15 protein-coding genes, 1 tRNA gene and 1 pseudogene are annotated in these 16,138 nt (G+C 69.6%); 4 read left to right on the top strand and 13 right to left on the bottom strand.

The annotated features are described in order from the left end of the window. The 7 genes and pseudogenes from AB7U92_RS06840 to rpsB all read right to left on the bottom strand — a co-directional run. A pseudogene (locus tag AB7U92_RS06840) lies at positions 1–267 on the bottom strand (1-deoxy-D-xylulose-5-phosphate reductoisomerase); the annotation flags it as partial. A 7-nt stretch (positions 268–274) separates the two neighbouring features. Continuing rightward, positions 275–1,108 carry a phosphatidate cytidylyltransferase gene (locus AB7U92_RS06835; RefSeq protein ID WP_428575425.1) on the bottom strand — a complete coding sequence of 278 codons (834 nt, stop codon included), beginning with the start codon at positions 1,106–1,108 and terminating at the stop codon, positions 275–277. A 4-nt stretch (positions 1,109–1,112) separates the two neighbouring features. Then, positions 1,113–1,847: a polyprenyl diphosphate synthase gene (gene uppS / locus AB7U92_RS06830; RefSeq protein ID WP_428575424.1), complete on the bottom strand. Its 735-nt coding sequence runs from the start codon at positions 1,845–1,847 to the stop codon at positions 1,113–1,115. A 45-nt stretch (positions 1,848–1,892) separates the two neighbouring features. Then, positions 1,893–2,453 carry a ribosome recycling factor gene (gene frr / locus AB7U92_RS06825; RefSeq protein ID WP_428575423.1) on the bottom strand — a complete coding sequence of 187 codons (561 nt, stop codon included), beginning with the start codon at positions 2,451–2,453 and terminating at the stop codon, positions 1,893–1,895. 25 nt (positions 2,454–2,478) lie between these two features. Next, positions 2,479–3,189: a UMP kinase gene (gene pyrH / locus AB7U92_RS06820; protein ID WP_428575422.1), complete on the bottom strand. Its 711-nt coding sequence runs from the start codon at positions 3,187–3,189 to the stop codon at positions 2,479–2,481. Positions 3,190–3,269: 80 nt separating this feature from the next. After that, entirely contained in the window at positions 3,270–4,166 is an 897-nt protein-coding gene (tsf, locus tag AB7U92_RS06815; RefSeq protein ID WP_428575421.1) for a translation elongation factor Ts, read from the bottom strand. A gap of 132 nt (positions 4,167–4,298) precedes the next feature. Beyond that, positions 4,299–5,042: a 30S ribosomal protein S2 gene (gene rpsB, locus AB7U92_RS06810; RefSeq protein ID WP_428575420.1), complete on the bottom strand. Its 744-nt coding sequence runs from the start codon at positions 5,040–5,042 to the stop codon at positions 4,299–4,301. 164 nt (positions 5,043–5,206) lie between these two features. Here rpsB and AB7U92_RS06805 point away from each other — a divergent pair, with 164 nt between their 5' ends. Genes AB7U92_RS06805 through AB7U92_RS06795 form a run of 3 tightly spaced genes read left to right on the top strand, consistent with a single transcriptional unit; the run spans position 5,207 to position 9,389 of the window. Then, positions 5,207–6,541 carry an amidase gene (locus AB7U92_RS06805; RefSeq protein ID WP_428575419.1) on the top strand — a complete coding sequence of 445 codons (1,335 nt, stop codon included), beginning with the start codon at positions 5,207–5,209 and terminating at the stop codon, positions 6,539–6,541. Positions 6,542–6,543: 2 nt separating this feature from the next. Next, positions 6,544–7,887 (top strand): FAD-dependent oxidoreductase, encoded by a 1,344-nt coding sequence (locus tag AB7U92_RS06800; protein ID WP_428575418.1) that lies wholly within the window; start codon positions 6,544–6,546, stop codon positions 7,885–7,887. 14 nt (positions 7,888–7,901) lie between these two features. Then, positions 7,902–9,389: an NAD(P)H-hydrate dehydratase gene (locus tag AB7U92_RS06795; protein ID WP_428575417.1), complete on the top strand. Its 1,488-nt coding sequence runs from the start codon at positions 7,902–7,904 to the stop codon at positions 9,387–9,389. 10 nt (positions 9,390–9,399) lie between these two features. On the opposite strand, the gene rnr is transcribed toward AB7U92_RS06795, so the two are convergent. Next, positions 9,400–11,652, bottom strand: coding sequence for a ribonuclease R (gene rnr / locus AB7U92_RS06790; protein ID WP_428575426.1), 2,253 nt, complete (start codon positions 11,650–11,652; stop codon positions 9,400–9,402). Positions 11,653–11,677: 25 nt separating this feature from the next. Between rnr and AB7U92_RS06785 the strand changes: the two genes are divergently transcribed. Continuing rightward, positions 11,678–11,762 (top strand) — tRNA-Leu (locus tag AB7U92_RS06785). Between the two features lie 59 nt (positions 11,763–11,821). Here the strand turns inward: AB7U92_RS06785 and AB7U92_RS06780 are convergent. The 5 genes from AB7U92_RS06780 to hflC all read right to left on the bottom strand — a co-directional run bounded on the left by AB7U92_RS06780 (position 11,822) and on the right by hflC (position 16,100). Beyond that, on the bottom strand, positions 11,822–12,343 hold the full coding sequence (locus tag AB7U92_RS06780; RefSeq protein ID WP_428303515.1) for a phosphoribosyltransferase: 522 nt from the start codon (positions 12,341–12,343) through the stop codon (positions 11,822–11,824). 32 nt (positions 12,344–12,375) lie between these two features. Continuing rightward, positions 12,376–13,716: an adenylosuccinate synthase gene (locus tag AB7U92_RS06775; RefSeq protein WP_428575416.1), complete on the bottom strand. Its 1,341-nt coding sequence runs from the start codon at positions 13,714–13,716 to the stop codon at positions 12,376–12,378. A gap of 52 nt (positions 13,717–13,768) precedes the next feature. Beyond that, a complete protein-coding gene (locus AB7U92_RS06770) occupies positions 13,769–14,926 on the bottom strand; it encodes an ATP phosphoribosyltransferase regulatory subunit (RefSeq protein ID WP_428575415.1) in 1,158 nt (385 codons plus the stop codon). A gap of 76 nt (positions 14,927–15,002) precedes the next feature. Continuing rightward, positions 15,003–15,203, bottom strand: coding sequence for a DUF2065 domain-containing protein (locus tag AB7U92_RS06765; RefSeq protein ID WP_428575414.1), 201 nt, complete (start codon positions 15,201–15,203; stop codon positions 15,003–15,005). A 6-nt stretch (positions 15,204–15,209) separates the two neighbouring features. After that, positions 15,210–16,100: a protease modulator HflC gene (gene hflC / locus AB7U92_RS06760; protein WP_428575413.1), complete on the bottom strand. Its 891-nt coding sequence runs from the start codon at positions 16,098–16,100 to the stop codon at positions 15,210–15,212. Between the last annotated feature and the right edge of the window lie 38 nt (positions 16,101–16,138).

The following is a 16,138-nucleotide window of genomic DNA, read 5'->3' as shown; positions in this document are numbered from 1 at the left end:
CTCCTCGCCCGACAACACTTCCGTGCCAACGCCCTGTGCCGCCAGCCGCTCGCGCAGCGCCCGGGCGCGCGCGGCATCGGGCATGGCCGCGAAGCGCGGCTTCCACCGCAGGCACTGGGCGGCGAGTTCGTCGACGCGGCTGGCACCGGTCAGCGCGAACACCTCGAAACGATCCGGGTGGCGTGCAATCACGTCGAGCGTGTTGACGCCGATCGAGCCGGTGGAGCCCAGCACGCACACACGCAACGGGGAAACAGCTTGGCTCATGGCAGGTTCAGGTCGTGGCCAGCGCGATGGCGATCGGGAACACCGGCAGCAAGGCATCGACGCGGTCGAGCACGCCGCCGTGGCCGGGCAACAGGTTGCTGCTGTCCTTGGCGCCGGCGGCGCGCTTGACCAGCGATTCGAACAGGTCGCCGACCACGCTCATCGCCGCCAGCAGCACCACGCCGCCGACCATGCCGGCCACGCCCCAGGCGGCGGCCATGCGCGTGTACAGGCTCTGCGAGTCGACCGGCTGGGTGGCGTCGATCCAGCGCCACACGAAGGCCAGGGCGATCACGCCGGCCATGCCCGTCCACACGCCCTCCCAGCTCTTGCCGGGGCTGATGGTCGGCGCCAGCTTGCGCCGGCCGAAGGCGCGGCCGCCGAAGTAGGCTGCGATGTCCGCCATCCACACCAGGCAGAACACCGAGAGGATGAAGTTGATGCCCAGATGCCGCGCGTGCGCGATGGCCAGCCACGCCACCCACAGCATCGCCAGGCCGAGCACCCAGCGCACCCCGAGCGGCACCGCCGGCCAGCCTGCCGGCCCGCCGCGCAGCGCCAGCGCGCCGCCTGCCACCCAGGCCAGCGCCACGGGCCACCACAGCCACGCGGGCGGCTGGCTGGTCCAGCCCAGCCACATCGCATCGGCACCGCCGAGCGCGAGCAGCACGCCCATGGCGATGGCCGCATCGGCCGCGGCGTTCAAGCGGCCCCACTCCCAGCCCGCGGCGCCGATCAGCAGCAGCGTGAGGATGGCGAAGGGCCAGGGCGACGACGCAAACAGCGCGGGCAGCAGCAGCGCCAGCAGGACGATGGCGGTGATGACACGCTGCTTGAGCATCGGATCAGGTTCCGGTGGCCTGCACGGGCGGCGGCATGCTCTTCACCAGCCCGAAGCGACGGTCCCGGTCCGCGTAGGCGCGGATGGCCTTGTCGAGTTCGTCCTCGTCGAAGTCGGGCCACAGGCACTCGCTGAACACCAGTTCCGAATACGCCGCCTGCCAGAGCAGGAAGTTGCTGATGCGCACTTCGCCGCCGGTGCGGATCAGCAGGTCGGGATCCGGCGCATCGCCGAACGACATGTAGCGGCCGAGCGTGGCTTCGTCGAGTTCCTCGGGCTTGACGCCGGCGCGCATGGCGGCCTGGCAGGCCTGCACGATGTCCCAGCGGCCGCCGTAGGCGAAGGCCACCCACAGCGTGATGCGCGTGTTGTGCGCCGTGCTCGACTCGGCATGGTCGCAGGCCTGGCGCAGCCGGTCGGTGAGCTGGTTGCGGTCGCCGATCATGCGGATGCGCACGCCACGCGAGGCGAGCTTGGCCAGGTATTTCTCGACCGCCACCAGCACCAGCCCCATTAGGAAAGAGACTTCCTCGGTCGGGCGCTTCCAGTTCTCCGACGAGAACGCGAACACCGTGAGGTGCTCGATGCCACGGTCGGCACAGGCGAGCACGGTCTTGACCAGCGTGTCGACGCCGGCCTTGTGGCCGAACACGCGCGGCAGGTAGCGGCGCTTGGCCCAGCGGCCGTTGCCGTCCATCACGATGGCGACGTGGCGTGGGATGCCGGTGTCCGAGGTCACGAACGGAGGGTATCGGCGAACGGTTGACGGGCGACGGAGGTGGCCTCAGACGGCCATGATCTCCGACTCCTTGGTGGCCACGAGCTTGTCGATCTCGGCGATCGTGCCGTCGGTCAGGCGCTGGATCTGCTCCTGCGCGCGGCGCTCGTCGTCCTCGGAGATCTCCTTGTCCTTCAGGAGCTTCTTCAGGTGCTCGTTGGCGTCGCGACGCACGTTGCGCGAGGCGATGCGCGCCTCTTCGCCGGCGTGGCGCACGACCTTGGTCAGGTCGCGGCGGCGCTCCTCGGTCAGCGCGGGCATGGGCACGCGCAGCAGGTCACCCTGGGCTGACGGGTTCAGACCGAGGTCCGACTCGCGGATCGCCTTCTCGATCTTGGCGCCCATGCCCTTTTCCCAGGGCTGGACGGAGATCGTGCGGGCGTCGAGCAGGGTGACGTTGGCCACCTGGCTGATCGGCACCATCGAGCCGTAGTAGTCGACGTGCACCTGGTCGAGGATGCCCGGGTGGGCGCGCCCGGTGCGGATCTTCTGCAGTTCGACCTTGAAGGCCTCGATGGTCTTGGCCATCTTGGTCTCGGCGGTCTTCTTGATGTCGGCTATCGTCATGGGAGGCCTCTTTCGGCGATGGGCGTCAGACGTGCACCAGCGTGCCTTCGTCCTCGCCCTGCACCACGCGCTTCAACGCGCCGGGCTTGAAGATGGAAAACACCTTGATCGGTAACTTCTGGTCTCGGCACAGCGCGAAGGCGGTGGCATCCATGACCTGCAGGTTCTTCGAGATGGCCTCGTCGAAGCTGATCTGCGTGTATCGGGTGGCCGCCGGATCCTTCTTGGGGTCGGCGGTGTAGACGCCGTCGACCTTGGTCGCCTTGAGCACGACCTGTGCGCCGATCTCGGCGCCGCGCAGCGCGGCGGCGGTGTCGGTGGTGAAGAACGGGTTGCCGGTGCCGGCCGCGAACACGACGACCTTGCCTTCCTCGAGGTACTGCAGCGCCTTGGGCCGCACGTAGGGTTCGACCACCTGCTCGATGGCGATGGCCGACATCACCCGTGCCGTCATGCCCTCCTGGCGCATGGTGTCGGCCAGGGCCAGCGAGTTCATCACCGTGGCCAGCATGCCCATGTAGTCGGCCGTCGCCCGGTCCATGCCGACCGACCCGCCGGCCACGCCGCGGAAGATGTTGCCGCCGCCGATCACCACCGCGACCTCGCAGCCCAGCTGGGTCACCTCCTGCACCTCGCGCACCATGCGCACGATGGTGGCGCGGTTGATGCCGTAGGCATCATCGCCCATCAGGGCCTCGCCGGAGAGTTTCAGCAGGATACGTTTGTAGGCGGGCATTCAGGCGGCTCCTGGCGCGGTGCTTTTCTCGTGGCTTGCAAGTCTAATCGGCCGGGGCTTCCTCCCCCCGGCCGCCAGCCTCAGGCGCCCTTGGCGGCGGCGACCTGCGCAGCGACCTCGGCCGCGAAGTCGTCGACCTTCTTCTCGATACCCTCGCCCACCACGTAGAGCGTGAAGCCCTTCACCTCGGTCTTGGCGGCCTTGAGCATCGCGCCCACGGTCTGCTTGCCGTCGGCGGCCTTGACGAAAACCTGGTCGAGCAGGCTGACTTCCTTGAGGAACTTCTGCACCGAGCCTTCGACCATCTTGGCGACGATGTCGGCCGGCTTGCCGCTCTCGGCGGCCTTCTCGGCAGCGATCTTGCGCTCCTTCTCGACCAGCTCGGCCGGCACTTCGGCCGACGACAGCGCAGCCGGCTTCATCGCCGCCACGTGCATCGCCACGTCCTTGGCGGCCACGGCGTCGCCGGCGAACTCGACGATCACGCCGATGCGCGTGCCGTGCAGGTAGTGGGCGAGGCTGCCGCCGCCGCTGTAGCGCTTGAAGCGGCGGATCGACATGTTCTCGCCGATCTTGCCGATCAGCCCCTTGCGCACGTCTTCCAGCGTCGGGCCGAAGCCGTCCTGGGCATAGGGCAGCGCCGACAGCGCGGCCACATCGGCCGGGTTGTTCTTGGCCACCAGTTCGGCAGCAGCCTTCGTGAAGGCGAGGAAGGAGTCGTTCTTCGAGACGAAGTCGGTCTCGCAGTTGACCTCGACCAGCGCGCCGGTCGTACCGTCGACCGCGGCGGAGATCACGCCTTCGGCGGTGATGCGGGCGGCGGCCTTGCCGGCCTTGTTGCCGAGCTTGACGCGCAGGATCTCTTCGGCGCGACCCATGTCGCCGTCGGCCTCGGTGAGGGCCTTCTTGCACTCCATCATCGGCGCGTCGGTCTTGGCGCGCAGTTCGGCGACCATGCTGGCGGTGATTGCGGGCATATCAGTTCTCCAATCTGGGGGCTGTCGCGGCGCAGCGGCCACGGCAGCGGAAACACGTGTCGGACATCGAAAAAAAGGGGCTGTGACAGCCCCTTTCTTGGCTCGCCGCGGGGCGAGTCGGGGCGGACGGACTCAGGCCGTCGTCTCGACTTCCACGAACTCGTCGCCACCCGAGGCGGCCTGCACCACCTCGGTGGTGGCGTTGGCCTTGCCCTCGAGCACGGCGTCGGCCACCGCGCGGGCGTACAGCGCCACGGCCTTGGCCGAGTCGTCGTTGCCCGGGATGACGTAGTCGATGCCGTCCGGCGAGTGGTTGGTGTCGACGATGCCGACGACCGGAATGCCGAGCTTGACGGCCTCGGCGATGGCGATCTTGTGGTAGCCGACGTCGATCACGAAGATCGCGTCCGGCAGCGCGTTCATGTCCTGGATGCCGCCGATGTCCTTGACGAGCTTGTCGATCTCGCGCTGGAACATCAGCTGCTCCTTCTTGGTGCGCGTGTCGATGCCCGACTCGAGCTGGGCCTGCATGTCCTTGAGCTTCTTCAGCGAACCCTTGACGGTCTTGAAGTTGGTCAGCATGCCGCCGAGCCAGCGCTGGTCGACGAAGGGCATTCCAGCGCGCTGGGCTTCCTGCGCGATCACCTCGCGGGCCTGGCGCTTGGTGCCCACCATCAGGATCGTGCCCCGCTTCGCGGCGAGCTGGCGCACGAACTTCATCGCGTCGTTGAAGAGCGGCTGCGTCTTCTCGAGGTTGATGATGTGGATCTTGTTGCGATGGCCGTAGATGTACGGGGCCATCTTGGGATTCCAGAAGCGCGTCTGGTGGCCAAAATGCACACCGGCTTCCAGCATTTCACGCATGCTGATCGTCATTGGGGACTCCAAAGGTTGGTTCTAGAATCCGGCCCGAATCACGGTGGCGCCTCGCGACGGCTTCCCGTCGGAACAGCACCGCGACACCTTCAGTGGCCGGCTTCGCGATTTGCTTCATCCGGGGTCACCCCCAGACAAAACTCGCAGAGTGTACCACGCCACCCATGCTTCCTGACCTCTGTTCCGCCCGCGAGGCTCTCTCCCGCGGCAGCGCCGCCGCCGGCGCGCTGATCGAAGACAGCATCGCGGCTGCCCGGGGCCCGGCCTGCGAGCACGCCTTCGTCAGCACCAGTTTCGAGCTCGCACGGGAGCAGGCCGCGAATGCGCCATCCGACAGCCCCCTCGCCGGCCTGGCGGTGAGCATCAAGGACCTGTTCGACGTCGCCGGGCAGACCACCGCTGCCGCGAGCCGCGTGCTCGCCGGTACGCCGCCGGCAGCCGCCGACAGCCCGGCGGTGGCGCGACTGAGGGCGGCCGGCGCGGCCTTCGTGGGGCGCACCAACATGAGCGAATTCGCCTTCTCGGGCGTCGGCATCAACCCTCACCACGGCACGCCAGCGAACGTGGCCACGGCCGCTCTCGACGCCACGCCGCGCATCCCCGGCGGCTCCACGTCCGGCGGCGCCGTGTCGGTCGCGGCCGGCGCGGCCTGGGCGGCACTCGGCTCGGACACCGGAGGCTCGATCCGCATCCCGGCCGCGCTCCAAGGCCTCGTGGGCTTCAAGAACACCGCCCGCCTCGTCCCCACGGACGGCGCGATCCCGCTCTCGACCACGCTCGACACCGTCTGCGCGATCACCCGCAGCGTCCGCGATGCCGTGGTGCTGCACGAGATCCTCGCCCAGCGCCGCGTGGCGCTGCCGGGCAAGCCGCTGTCGGCCCTGCGCCTGGGTGTCCCGACGACGTTGATGCTCGATGCGCTCGACCCGGCCGTGGCCACCGCCTTCGAGCGCAGCGTGGCCACCCTGCGCGGCGCGGGAGCACGCATCGACGAGATTGCCCTGCCCCCGCTGGCCGAACTGGCCGCGCTGAACGCCGCCGGCGGTTTCTCCGCGGCGGAGAGCTGGGCCTGGCACCGCCGGCGGCTGGCCTCCGACGGCGATCGCTACGACCCGCGGGTGGCAATGCGCATCCGCCGCGGCGAGAAGATGAGTGCGGCCGACTACGTCGAGCTGATGTGGGCGCGGCGCGACTGGATCGCACGCATGGAGGCCACCTTGGCCGGCTTCGACGTGATGCTGAGCCCGACCGTGCCGATGGTCGCCCCGCCGATCGAGCCGCTGCGCGCCAACGACGAGGCCTTCTTCGCGGTCAACGGTGCCCTGCTGCGCAACCCCAGCGCGATCAACTTCCTCGATGGCTGCGCGCTGTCGCTGCCCTGCCAGGCGAGCGGCGGGATGCCGGTCGGCCTGATGGTCTGGGCATCGGCCCTGCGCGACAACGTGGTGCTCGACGCCTCGCTGGCCATCGAAGCGGCGCTCGCGTCGCAGCGCGGCTGAGCATGCGCGTCGCCATCATCGGCGCCGGCATCGTCGGCGTCACCACGGCCTACGAGCTCAGCGCCGCTGGCCACGAGGTCACGGTGTTCGAGCGTCGCGGCAGCGTGGCGGCCGAGACCAGCTTCGCCAATGCCGGTGTCGTCGCGCCGGGCTACGTCACGCCGTGGGCGGCGCCCGGCATGCCGCTCAAGGTGTTGCGCATGTTCTTCAACCGCCATGCGCCGGTACGCGTCCAGCCCAGCCTCGACCCCACCCTGCTGGCCTGGCTGTGGAAGTGGTGGCGCGCCTGCCGCACCGAGACCTGGAAGGCCAACCGCACGGCCATGCAGCGCCTGGCGGTATTCAGCCGGCACCGCCTGCATGAGCTGACCAAGGCTCTGCAGCTCGAGTACGAGCGCGAGCAGGGCTACCTCGTGCTGCTGCGCAGCGAGTCCGACCTCGCTGCCGCCCGGCCCGGCCTGAAGCTGCTCACCGAACTGGGCAACCGCTTCCACCTCGTCGACGGCGCCCGTTGTCGAGAACTGGAGCCGGCGCTGAATCCCGATACGCCACTGCACGCCGGCGTGCATCTGCCCGACGACGAGGTCGGCAACTGCCGGCAGTTCGCGCACCTGCTTCGCCACGAGGCGCAGAAGCTGGGCGCGCGCTGGTGCTTCCACACCCAGGTGCAGCGCCTCGTGCCCGGCACGCGGCCGCAGGTCGTGCACCGCTACATGCCTCCGGCCGAATCCACTCAGCTGGTGATCGAGCCGTCGACGTCGAACGGCGACGGCCCGCCCACCGAGCCTGCTCCGCTGCAGGCCGTCACCGAAGAGTTCGACGCGGTGGTGGTCTGCGCCGCGATGGGCTCCGCCGAACTGCTGCGGCCGCTGGGCGTGCGCCTGCCGCTGCGTGCGGTGCACGGCTACTCGATCACCGCGCCGCTGCGGCCGGAGGACAGTGCCGCCGAGCGGGCGCCCCGCGCGGCGCTCATGGACGAGCGCTACAAGGTCGCCATCAGCCGCATCGGCCAGCGCGTGCGCGTGGCCGGCAGCGCCGAACTCGGCGGCCGCGTGGAGAAGCACGACACGCGCGCCATCGAGACGCTCTACAAGGTGCTCAACGACTGGTTCCCCGGCGCCGGCCGCATGAGCCAGGTGCAGCGCTGGAAGGGTGCACGGCCCATGCTGCCCGACGGCCCGCCGGTGATCGGCCGCAGCGGCGCCGACGGCGTCTGGCTCAACCTCGGCCACGGCTCGAGCGGCTGGGCGCTGGCCTGCGGCTCGGCCTTTGCGCTCGCGCAAGCGATGGACGGTCGCGAGGAGCCCTTCAGCCTCGCCGGCCTGGGGATCGAGCGGCTGCGCTGATACGCTCGACCCCGATGCGCCGAATCGACTCCTCCACGCCCGACCTGCCGCTCTTCGACGTCGCCCGTACCCGCGACATCGAGGCCCGGGCGCTGGCCGGATTGCCCGCACATGCCCTGATGCAGCGCGCCGGCGAGGCGGTGGCACGCCTGGCGCTGGCCCTGGCGCCGCACGCGCGCACCATCCGCGTCGTGGCCGGCACCGGCAACAATGGCGGCGACGGACTCGTTGCCGCGATTCGCCTGCAGCAGGCCGGCAAGCAGGTCGAGGTGATGCTGCTCGGCGAACCTCAGGCGGATGACGCGCGCGACGCACTGGCACGTGCCCGAGACGCCGGCTTGCCGATCCTTGCCGATGCAGGCACGTCGCTGGGCGCCCACGACCTCGCGATCGATGCGCTGCTGGGCATCGGCGCCCGCCGCGCAGCCGAAGGCGCAGTTCGTGCGGCCATCGAGGCCCTGAACGCCCTGCCCTGCCCGGTGCTGTCCATCGACCTGCCGTCCGGACTGTCGGCCGACACCGGGCAACCGCTCGGTGCCGCGGTGCACGCCACGCACACGCTGAGCCTGCTCACGCTCAAGCCCGGCCTGTTCACCGCGGCCGGTCGAGATCACGCTGGCACCGTGTGGTTCGACGATCTCGGCGTCGACACCGGCGCCGACGAACCCGTCGCCTGGCTCGGCGGTGCCCAGGCCACCCTTGCCGCGCCGCGCCGACACGCCCAGCACAAGGGCAGCTTCGGCGACGTGGCGGTGATCGGCGGCGCGCACGGCATGACCGGCGCCGCCGTGCTGGCGAGCCGCGCGGCCCTGGCCGCCGGCGCCGGGCGCGTGTTCGTCGAGATGCTCGACCCAGCCGCGCCGGCGCTCGACGCCGGCCGGCCCGAGCTGATGCTCCGCCCCGGCTGGAGCCACCGTGTCGACCGCGAAACGCTGGCGGGAAGCACCGTCGTGTGCGGATGCGGCGGCGGCGATACCGTGCGCACCGTGCTGCCCGCGCTGCTGGGCAGCTGCGTACGACTGGTGCTCGACGCCGACGCGCTCAACGCCATCGCCGCAGACGCCGCATTGCAGCAGCAGCTCGCCGCTCGCTCCGCCCGCCGCCAGGCGACGGTGCTGACGCCCCATCCGCTGGAGGCCGCCCGCCTGCTCGGCAGCAGCGTTGCCGAGGTCCAGGCCGATCGACTGGCGGCCGGGCGGCGCCTGGCGGATCAGTTCGGCTGCGTGGTCGTGCTCAAGGGCTCCGGCAGCGTGATCGCATCACCCGGCCGCAGGCCGCGCATCAATGCCAGCGGCAACGCGTCTCTGGCCACCGCGGGCACCGGCGACGTACTGGCCGGCTGGCTGGGCGCCGAATGGGCACAGCGCCGCGAGGCCGATCCGCAGGAAGGTGCGTGGCAGGCGGCGGTGCACACCGTGTGGTGGCACGGCGCTGCGGCCGAGGCTTCCGCTGCGCCGGTGCTGCGCGCCGCCGACCTGATCGAGCACATGGCGCGCCGGTGAGCGGCCGGCCTCAGCGGCGCTTGCTGCCGCGCGTGGCCGCCTTGCGCGCCGTCGACTTGGCCGCCTTGACCGGATGCGCGCTCTTGCCGCCTCTGGCCTTGCCCTTGGTGGCCGCCTTCGCGGCGCGGTCGGCCGCCTTCACGCGCGACAGTTCGTCACCCGCATCGCCCGGTGCTCCGCGCTCGCGCCGCGCCCGCAGCCGCGAGGCGTCGTCCTCGCCTTCGCGCACCATGCGGAAGTCGATCCGTCGGCCGTCGAGGTCGACACGGCTGACCTGCACGCGCACTCGCGCGCCGATCGCGTAGCGGATGCCGCTGCGTTCGCCGCGCAGCTCCTGGCGGGCCTCGTCGAAGCGGTAGTACTCGCCGCCGAGTTCGGTGATGTGCACCAGGCCCTCGACGTACAGTGCGTCGAGCGTGACGAACAGGCCGAAGCCGGTGACCGCGCTGACGGTGCCGGCGAACTCCTCGCCGAGGTGCTCGCGCATGTAGCGGCACTTGAGCCACGCCTCGACGTCGCGCGAGGCCTCGTCGGCGCGCCGTTCGTTGGCGCTGCAGTGCGCGCCGGCCGTCTCCCAGTGCTCCATCTCTTGGTTGGGCGCGTGCTTGGCCTTGCCGGCCTGCCGCACCTTCGGCGCTTCCTCGAACTTGCCGCTGAGCAGGTGATAGCGCTTGCCGGTCAGCAAGGCCTTGATCACCCGGTGCACGAGCAGGTCGGGGTAGCGGCGGATCGGGCTGGTGAAGTGCGTGTAGGCCTCGTAGGCCAGCCCGAAGTGGCCGGCATTGGTGCCGGTGTAGATCGCCTGCTGCATCGAACGCAGCAGCATGGTGTGTATCTGCAGGGCGTCGGGTCGGTCCTTGGTGGCGGCGGCGATCGCCTGGAACTCCTTCGGATGCGGCTCCTCGCTGACCGACAGGCCGAGGCCCAGCGCCTTGAGGTAGTTCTGCAGCAGCGTGCGCTTCTCCGGCGTCGGCCCCTCGTGCACGCGGTACAGCGACGGGTGCTTGGCGCGCGCGATGAAGTCGGCCGAGCAGACGTTGGCAGCAAGCATCGCCTCCTCGATCAGCCGGTGCGCATCGTTGCGGGTTCGCGGCACGATCTTCTCGATGCGGCCGTTCTCGTCGCAGACGATCTGCGTCTCGGTGGTCTCGAAGTCCATCGCTCCGCGCTGCACGCGCTGCTTGAGCAGCACGCGGTAGACCTCGTGCAGGTGCAGCAGGTGCGGCACCAGTACGGCGCGTCGCGCCGCCTCCGGCCCGCGCGTGTTGGCGAGGATCGCCGCCACCTCGGTGTAGGTGAAGCGCGCGTGCGAACAGATCACCGCCGGGAAGAACTGGTAGGCATGCACCTCGCCGGCCGCGGTGACCAGCATGTCGCACACCATGGCCAGCCGCTCCACATCGGGGTTGAGCGAGCACAGCCCGTTGGACAGCTTCTCCGGCAGCATCGGGATCACCCGGCGCGGGAAGTACACCGAGGTGGCGCGCTCGTAGGCATCTTCGTCGAGCGGCTCGCCGGGCTTGACGTAGTGGCTGACGTCGGCGATCGCGACCACCAGGCGCCAGCCGTTGGGCTTCTTCGTGCGGCCGATGCTCGCCGGCTCGCAGTAGACCGCATCGTCGAAGTCGCGGGCGTCCTCGCCGTCGATGGTGACCAGCGGCACGTCGGTCAGGTCGATACGGTGGCGGCGGTCGGCGGAGCGGATCTTCTCCGGCAGCGCAGCGGCTTGCGCCAGTGTCTCCGGCGAGAAGCGGTGCGGCACCTCGTACTTGCGCATCGCGATCTCGATCTCCATGCCGGGGTCGTCGATCTCGCCGAGCACCTCGGTCACGCGGCCCACCGGCTGCGAGTACATCGACGGCGGCTCGGTGAGCTCGATGGCCACCACCTGCCCTGCGGTCGCGTTGGCGATCGCGTTCTTCGGCACGATGATGTCCTGGCCGTAGCGCTTGTCTTCCGGCGCGACCAGCCAGACGCCGCTCTCGTGCAGCAGGCGGCCGATGATCGGCGACTTGCGACGCTCGAGGATCTCGAGGATGCGGCCTTCCGGCCGGCCCTTGCGGTCGTAGCGGACGATGCGGGCACGGATGCGGTCGCGGTGCAGCACCGCGCGCATCTCCTGCTGGGAGAGATAGATGTCGGGCTGGCGGTCGTCGCGAACGAGGAAGCCGTGGCCGTCGCGGTGCCCTTGCACCGTGCCCTCGACTTCGCTCATCAGTTCGGCGCCGACGGCGGGGGGAGTTGAGTGTTGGTTTGTTTTGATGATATGATCCAAGACTTCCTGAAATGCCCAGGTGGCGGAATTGGTAGACGCACTAGTTTCAGGTACTAGCGGGTAACACCGTGGGGGTTCGAGTCCCTTCCTGGGCACCAGATGATAGAGATCGACGCAAGAGGCCAGTGCCACCGCACTGGCCTTTTCGTTTGCGGCGTCAGATGACGAACTTCTTCGCCAGGCCCTCCGGCCGGAGTTCGTCGTACTCCTCGAAGGGCTGGTGGATCCAGGGGCTGGTGGGCAGCATCTCGACGTAGTAGTCGGGCGTGTAGCTCGACACCCCCTTCACCCAGATCACCGCCGAGCGCAGCTCGGTGATCGAGGGCATGCCGCGCAGCCGCTCCACCACGGCCTTGAGGGTGACACCGGAATCGGCCAGGTCGTCGACGAGCAGCACGCGCCCGGCCAGTTCGCCCTTGGGCAGCGTGATGTACTTGGCCATGTCCAGCCGCCCCTGGATCGTGCCGGCCTCGGCGCGGTAGGAACTGGTCGACATGATCGCCAGCGGCTTGTCGAACACCCGCGAGAGCACGTCGCCCGGCCGCATGCCGCCGCGCGCCAGGCACAGGATCTGATCGAACTCCCAGCCCGACGCATGCACCTTCAGCGCCAGGCGTTCGGTCAGCATGTGGTACTCGTCCCAGGAGACGTAGAGGTGTTTGCCGTCGTCGGTCAGCATGCGCAGGGCTCCAGGTCAGTGAAAGGCGTCGTTCAGCCGCGGTACGGGTGCTTGAGCAGGATGGTGTGCACGCGGTCCGGCCCGGTGGACACCATGTCGATCGGCGCCCCGATGAACTCCTGCACCCGCTCCAGGTAACGGCGGGCGTTCAGCGGCAGCTTGTCCCACTCCGTCACGCCGAAGGTGGTCTCGCTCCACCCGGGGAAGGTGTCGTAGATCGGCACGCAGGCCGCCACGTCGTCGGCGTCCAGCGGCAGGATGTCGATGCGCTGGCCGTTGAGTTCGTAGCCGACGCAGACCTTGATCTCCGAGAGGCCGTCGAGCACGTCGAGCTTGGTGATGCACAGGCCCGAGATGCCGTTGATGATGATCGAGCGCTTCAGCGCCGCGGCATCCAGCCAGCCGCAGCGACGCGGCCGGCCGGTGACCGTGCCGCGCTCCTGGCCCACCGTGGAGAGGTGATGGCCCACGGTGCCGGGCTCGTCCATCGGCAGTTCGGTCGGGAACGGCCCGCTGCCCACGCGCGTGGTGTAGGCCTTGGTGATGCCGAGAATGTAGTGCAGCATGTCCGGGCCCACGCCCGAGCCGGCCGCCGCATTGCCCGCCACGCAATTGCTCGAGGTGACGTACGGGTAGGTGCCGTGGTCGATGTCCAGCAGCGTGCCCTGCGCCCCCTCGAAGAGGATGTTGCCGCCACGCCGGTTGATCGTGTGCAGCCTGTAGCCCACGTCGGCCAGCATCGGCTTGAGCTGCTCGGCCACCTTCATCGCGTGGTCGAAGATCGGCTGGAACTCCAGCGCCTGCGACTTCAGGTAGCCGGTCAGCGCCACGTTGTGCAGCGCCAGCAGTTCGCGCAGCTTGGCGGCGAAGCGTTCGGGATGCTTGAGGTCCTGCACGCGCAGCGCGCGGCGTGCCACCTTGTCCTCGTAGGCCGGGCCGATGCCCTTGCCGGTGGTGCCGATCTTGCCCGCGCCGCTGGTCTCGCGCAGCGCCTCGCGCGCACGATCCACCTCGACGTGGAAAGGCAGGATCAGCGGGCACGACTCGCTGATGAACAGCCGCGTGCGAACCTCCAGGCCGATGCCCTCCAGCCGCTCGATCTCCGACAGCAGGTGGGTCGGGTCGACCACCACGCCGTTGCCGATGAAGCAGGCCACGCCGTCGCGCATGATGCCCGACGGAATCAGCTGCAGCGCCGTCTTCACGCCCTTGATCACCAGCGTGTGGCCAGCGTTGTGGCCGCCCTGGAAGCGCACCACGGCCTCGGCGTGGTCGGTCAGCCAGTCCACCACCTTGCCCTTGCCTTCGTCGCCCCACTGGGTGCCGACGACGACCACGTTGTGGCCTGCGGCCGCGCTTGTCTGTTGCTGCATGTCTTGTGTCACTCGAAACTGCTCTATCGCTGATCGGGCCGGCGCGCCGCGCTCACAGCGCCCGCACCGCCCACTGGCCGCCCACGGCGACCAGTTCCCGGTCGCACTCGAACTCCTGGCCCTCGTGCTCGTGGCCCGGCAGGATGCAGACCACGGTCTCGCCCTGATCGCGCAGGCGGCGCACCGCGGCACGCAGGCCCGCGTCTTCCGACCAGGGGGCGCGCACCGCCGGCCGGCTGCCGCGCCCGGGCACGCGTTCGGCCAGTTCCTTCAGGTCGAGACTGAAACCCACCGCGGGCCGGTTGCGGCCGAAGATGGCACCGACCTCGTCGTAGCGCCCGCCGCGCGCGATGGCGTCGCTCGAGCCGCCCACGTAGATCGCGAACCGCGCGCCGCTGTAGTACGAGGCGCCGCCCACGTCGGCAAGGTCGAAGCCGACCTGCACCTCCGCATGCGCCTGTCGGGCGTGGCGTGCCAGGGTGGCGAGATCGTCGAGCGCTGCCCGCACGGGCGCCAGTGCGAGCAGCGTCTCGCGGGCTTGCACCAGCACGGCCTCGCCGCCATACAGCGCCGGGAGGGCCAGCAGCGCCTGCCTCGACGCCTCCGGCAGACCGGCGCACAGGTCGCGCAGGCTGGCCACGTCCTTGCCGGCCAGGGCCGCCAGGATGTCGCTGCGACGGGCGCCGTTCGTGCCATCCAGCAGGGCCCGAACGATTCGCGCGTCAGCGAGGTCCAGCGTCAGCCCGGTGAGCCCGGCGCCGCGCAGGCAGTCCAGTGCCAGATCCTGCACCTCCAGGTCGGCCTCCAGCCCGGCGTGGCCGTAGATCTCCGCGCCGAACTGGAGTGGCTCACGCGTACCCTGCATGCCCGAGGGCCGCGTGTGCAGCACCGGCCCGCAGTAGCACAGCCGGGTGACGCCGGCGCGATTGAGGAGGTGGGCGTCGATGCGGGCGACCTGTGGCGTGGCGTCGGCGCGCACGCCGAGGGTGCGGCCGCTGAGCTGATCGACGAGCTTGAAGGTCTTCAGGTCGAGATCGCGGCCGGTGCCCGACAGCAGCGACTCGATGTGCTCCATCAGCGGCGGCATCACCAGTTCGCAGCCGAAGGAACGGGCCACGTCCAGCAGGCCGCGCCGCAGTTCTTCGATGTGTCGGGCCTGCGCGGGCAGGACGTCGGCGATGTGCTCGGGCAGCAGCCAAGCAGAAGACATGGGAAACCGGCGCGGGATTAAAAACCGCATTGTACCGGCCGCTCACAGGCCGGAATGCGCTGCTTCGCGGCGCGTGTCAGTCGCGGAACAGCAGCAGCAGCACCAGCCCGAGGAGCATGCTCGACAGGCCGAGAAAGCGGATCTGCCCGTCGGACAGTCTCGTCGCCTGCTCGAACAGCCGTCGCCACGCGGCCGGGCTGAAGAAGGGCAGCAGCCCTTCGAGCACCAGCATCAGCGCGCAGGCGGCGAGCAGCAACTCCCAGAAGCTCGCGCCCACCGGCGGCTACTTCTTCGCCGGCGCCGCGGTGGAGGACGAGCCGCGCATGGCGCGGAAGAACTCGCTGCTCGGGTCGAGCACCATCACGTCGCCCTTGTTGCGGAAGGCCGCACGGTAGGCTTCCAGGCTGCGATAGAACTCGGCGAACTGCGGATCCCGCCCGAAGGCTTCGGCGAAGATCGCCGACGAGCGCGCATCACCCTCGCCCTTGATCTTCTGCGCGTCGCGGTAGGCCTCGGCGATGATGATCTGGCGCTGGCGATCGGCATCGGCGCGGATCTTCTCGCCCTCCGCGCCACCGGTGGAGCGCAGCTGGTTGGCCACCTGCTGGCGCTCGGAGCGCATGCGGCTGTAGATCGAGTCGGTGATGTTGGCGACGAAGTCGACGCGCTTGATGCGCACGTCGAGGATCTCGATACCGAAGGCCTTGGCGTCGTCGTTCAGCCGGGCGCGGACGTCCTGCATGACCTTGTCGCGTTCGCGCGAGAGCACGCCGCCCACGGTGCGCTTGGTCACCTCCTCGTTGAAGGCGGCGTGCACCACCGGCGCCAGGCGCGTCTCCAGGTTGCGGATGTCGGTTCCGTTGTTGCGGATGAACTGGCGCGGTTCGGACACGCGCCACTTCACCAGCCAGTCGATCACCAGGCTCTTCTTCTCGGCGGTGAAGATCGGGCGCACGTCCGGGCTGTCCAGCGTCTGGATGCGGCGGTCGAGGAAGACGACGTTCTGGAACGGCGGCGGCAGCTTGACCTTCAGGCCCGGCTCGGTGATCACTTCCTTGATCTCGCCGAGCGCGTAGATGACGGCCACCTGGCGTTGATCGACGACGAAGAGCGTCGAGGCTGCACCCATCAGCGCGAGCAGCACGAGTCCGACGAGGAATCCGATGCGGTTCATGTTCTGGTTCTCCCGGATCGATCAGCGGCCTTCGCGAT

Source organism: Piscinibacter sp. (genome assembly GCF_050175855.1).
Taxonomy (GTDB): Bacteria; Pseudomonadota; Gammaproteobacteria; order Burkholderiales; family Burkholderiaceae_C; genus Piscinibacter.
The sequence above is the reverse complement of the archived record's forward strand: the minus strand, read 5'-3'. Positions and strand labels throughout refer to the sequence as shown.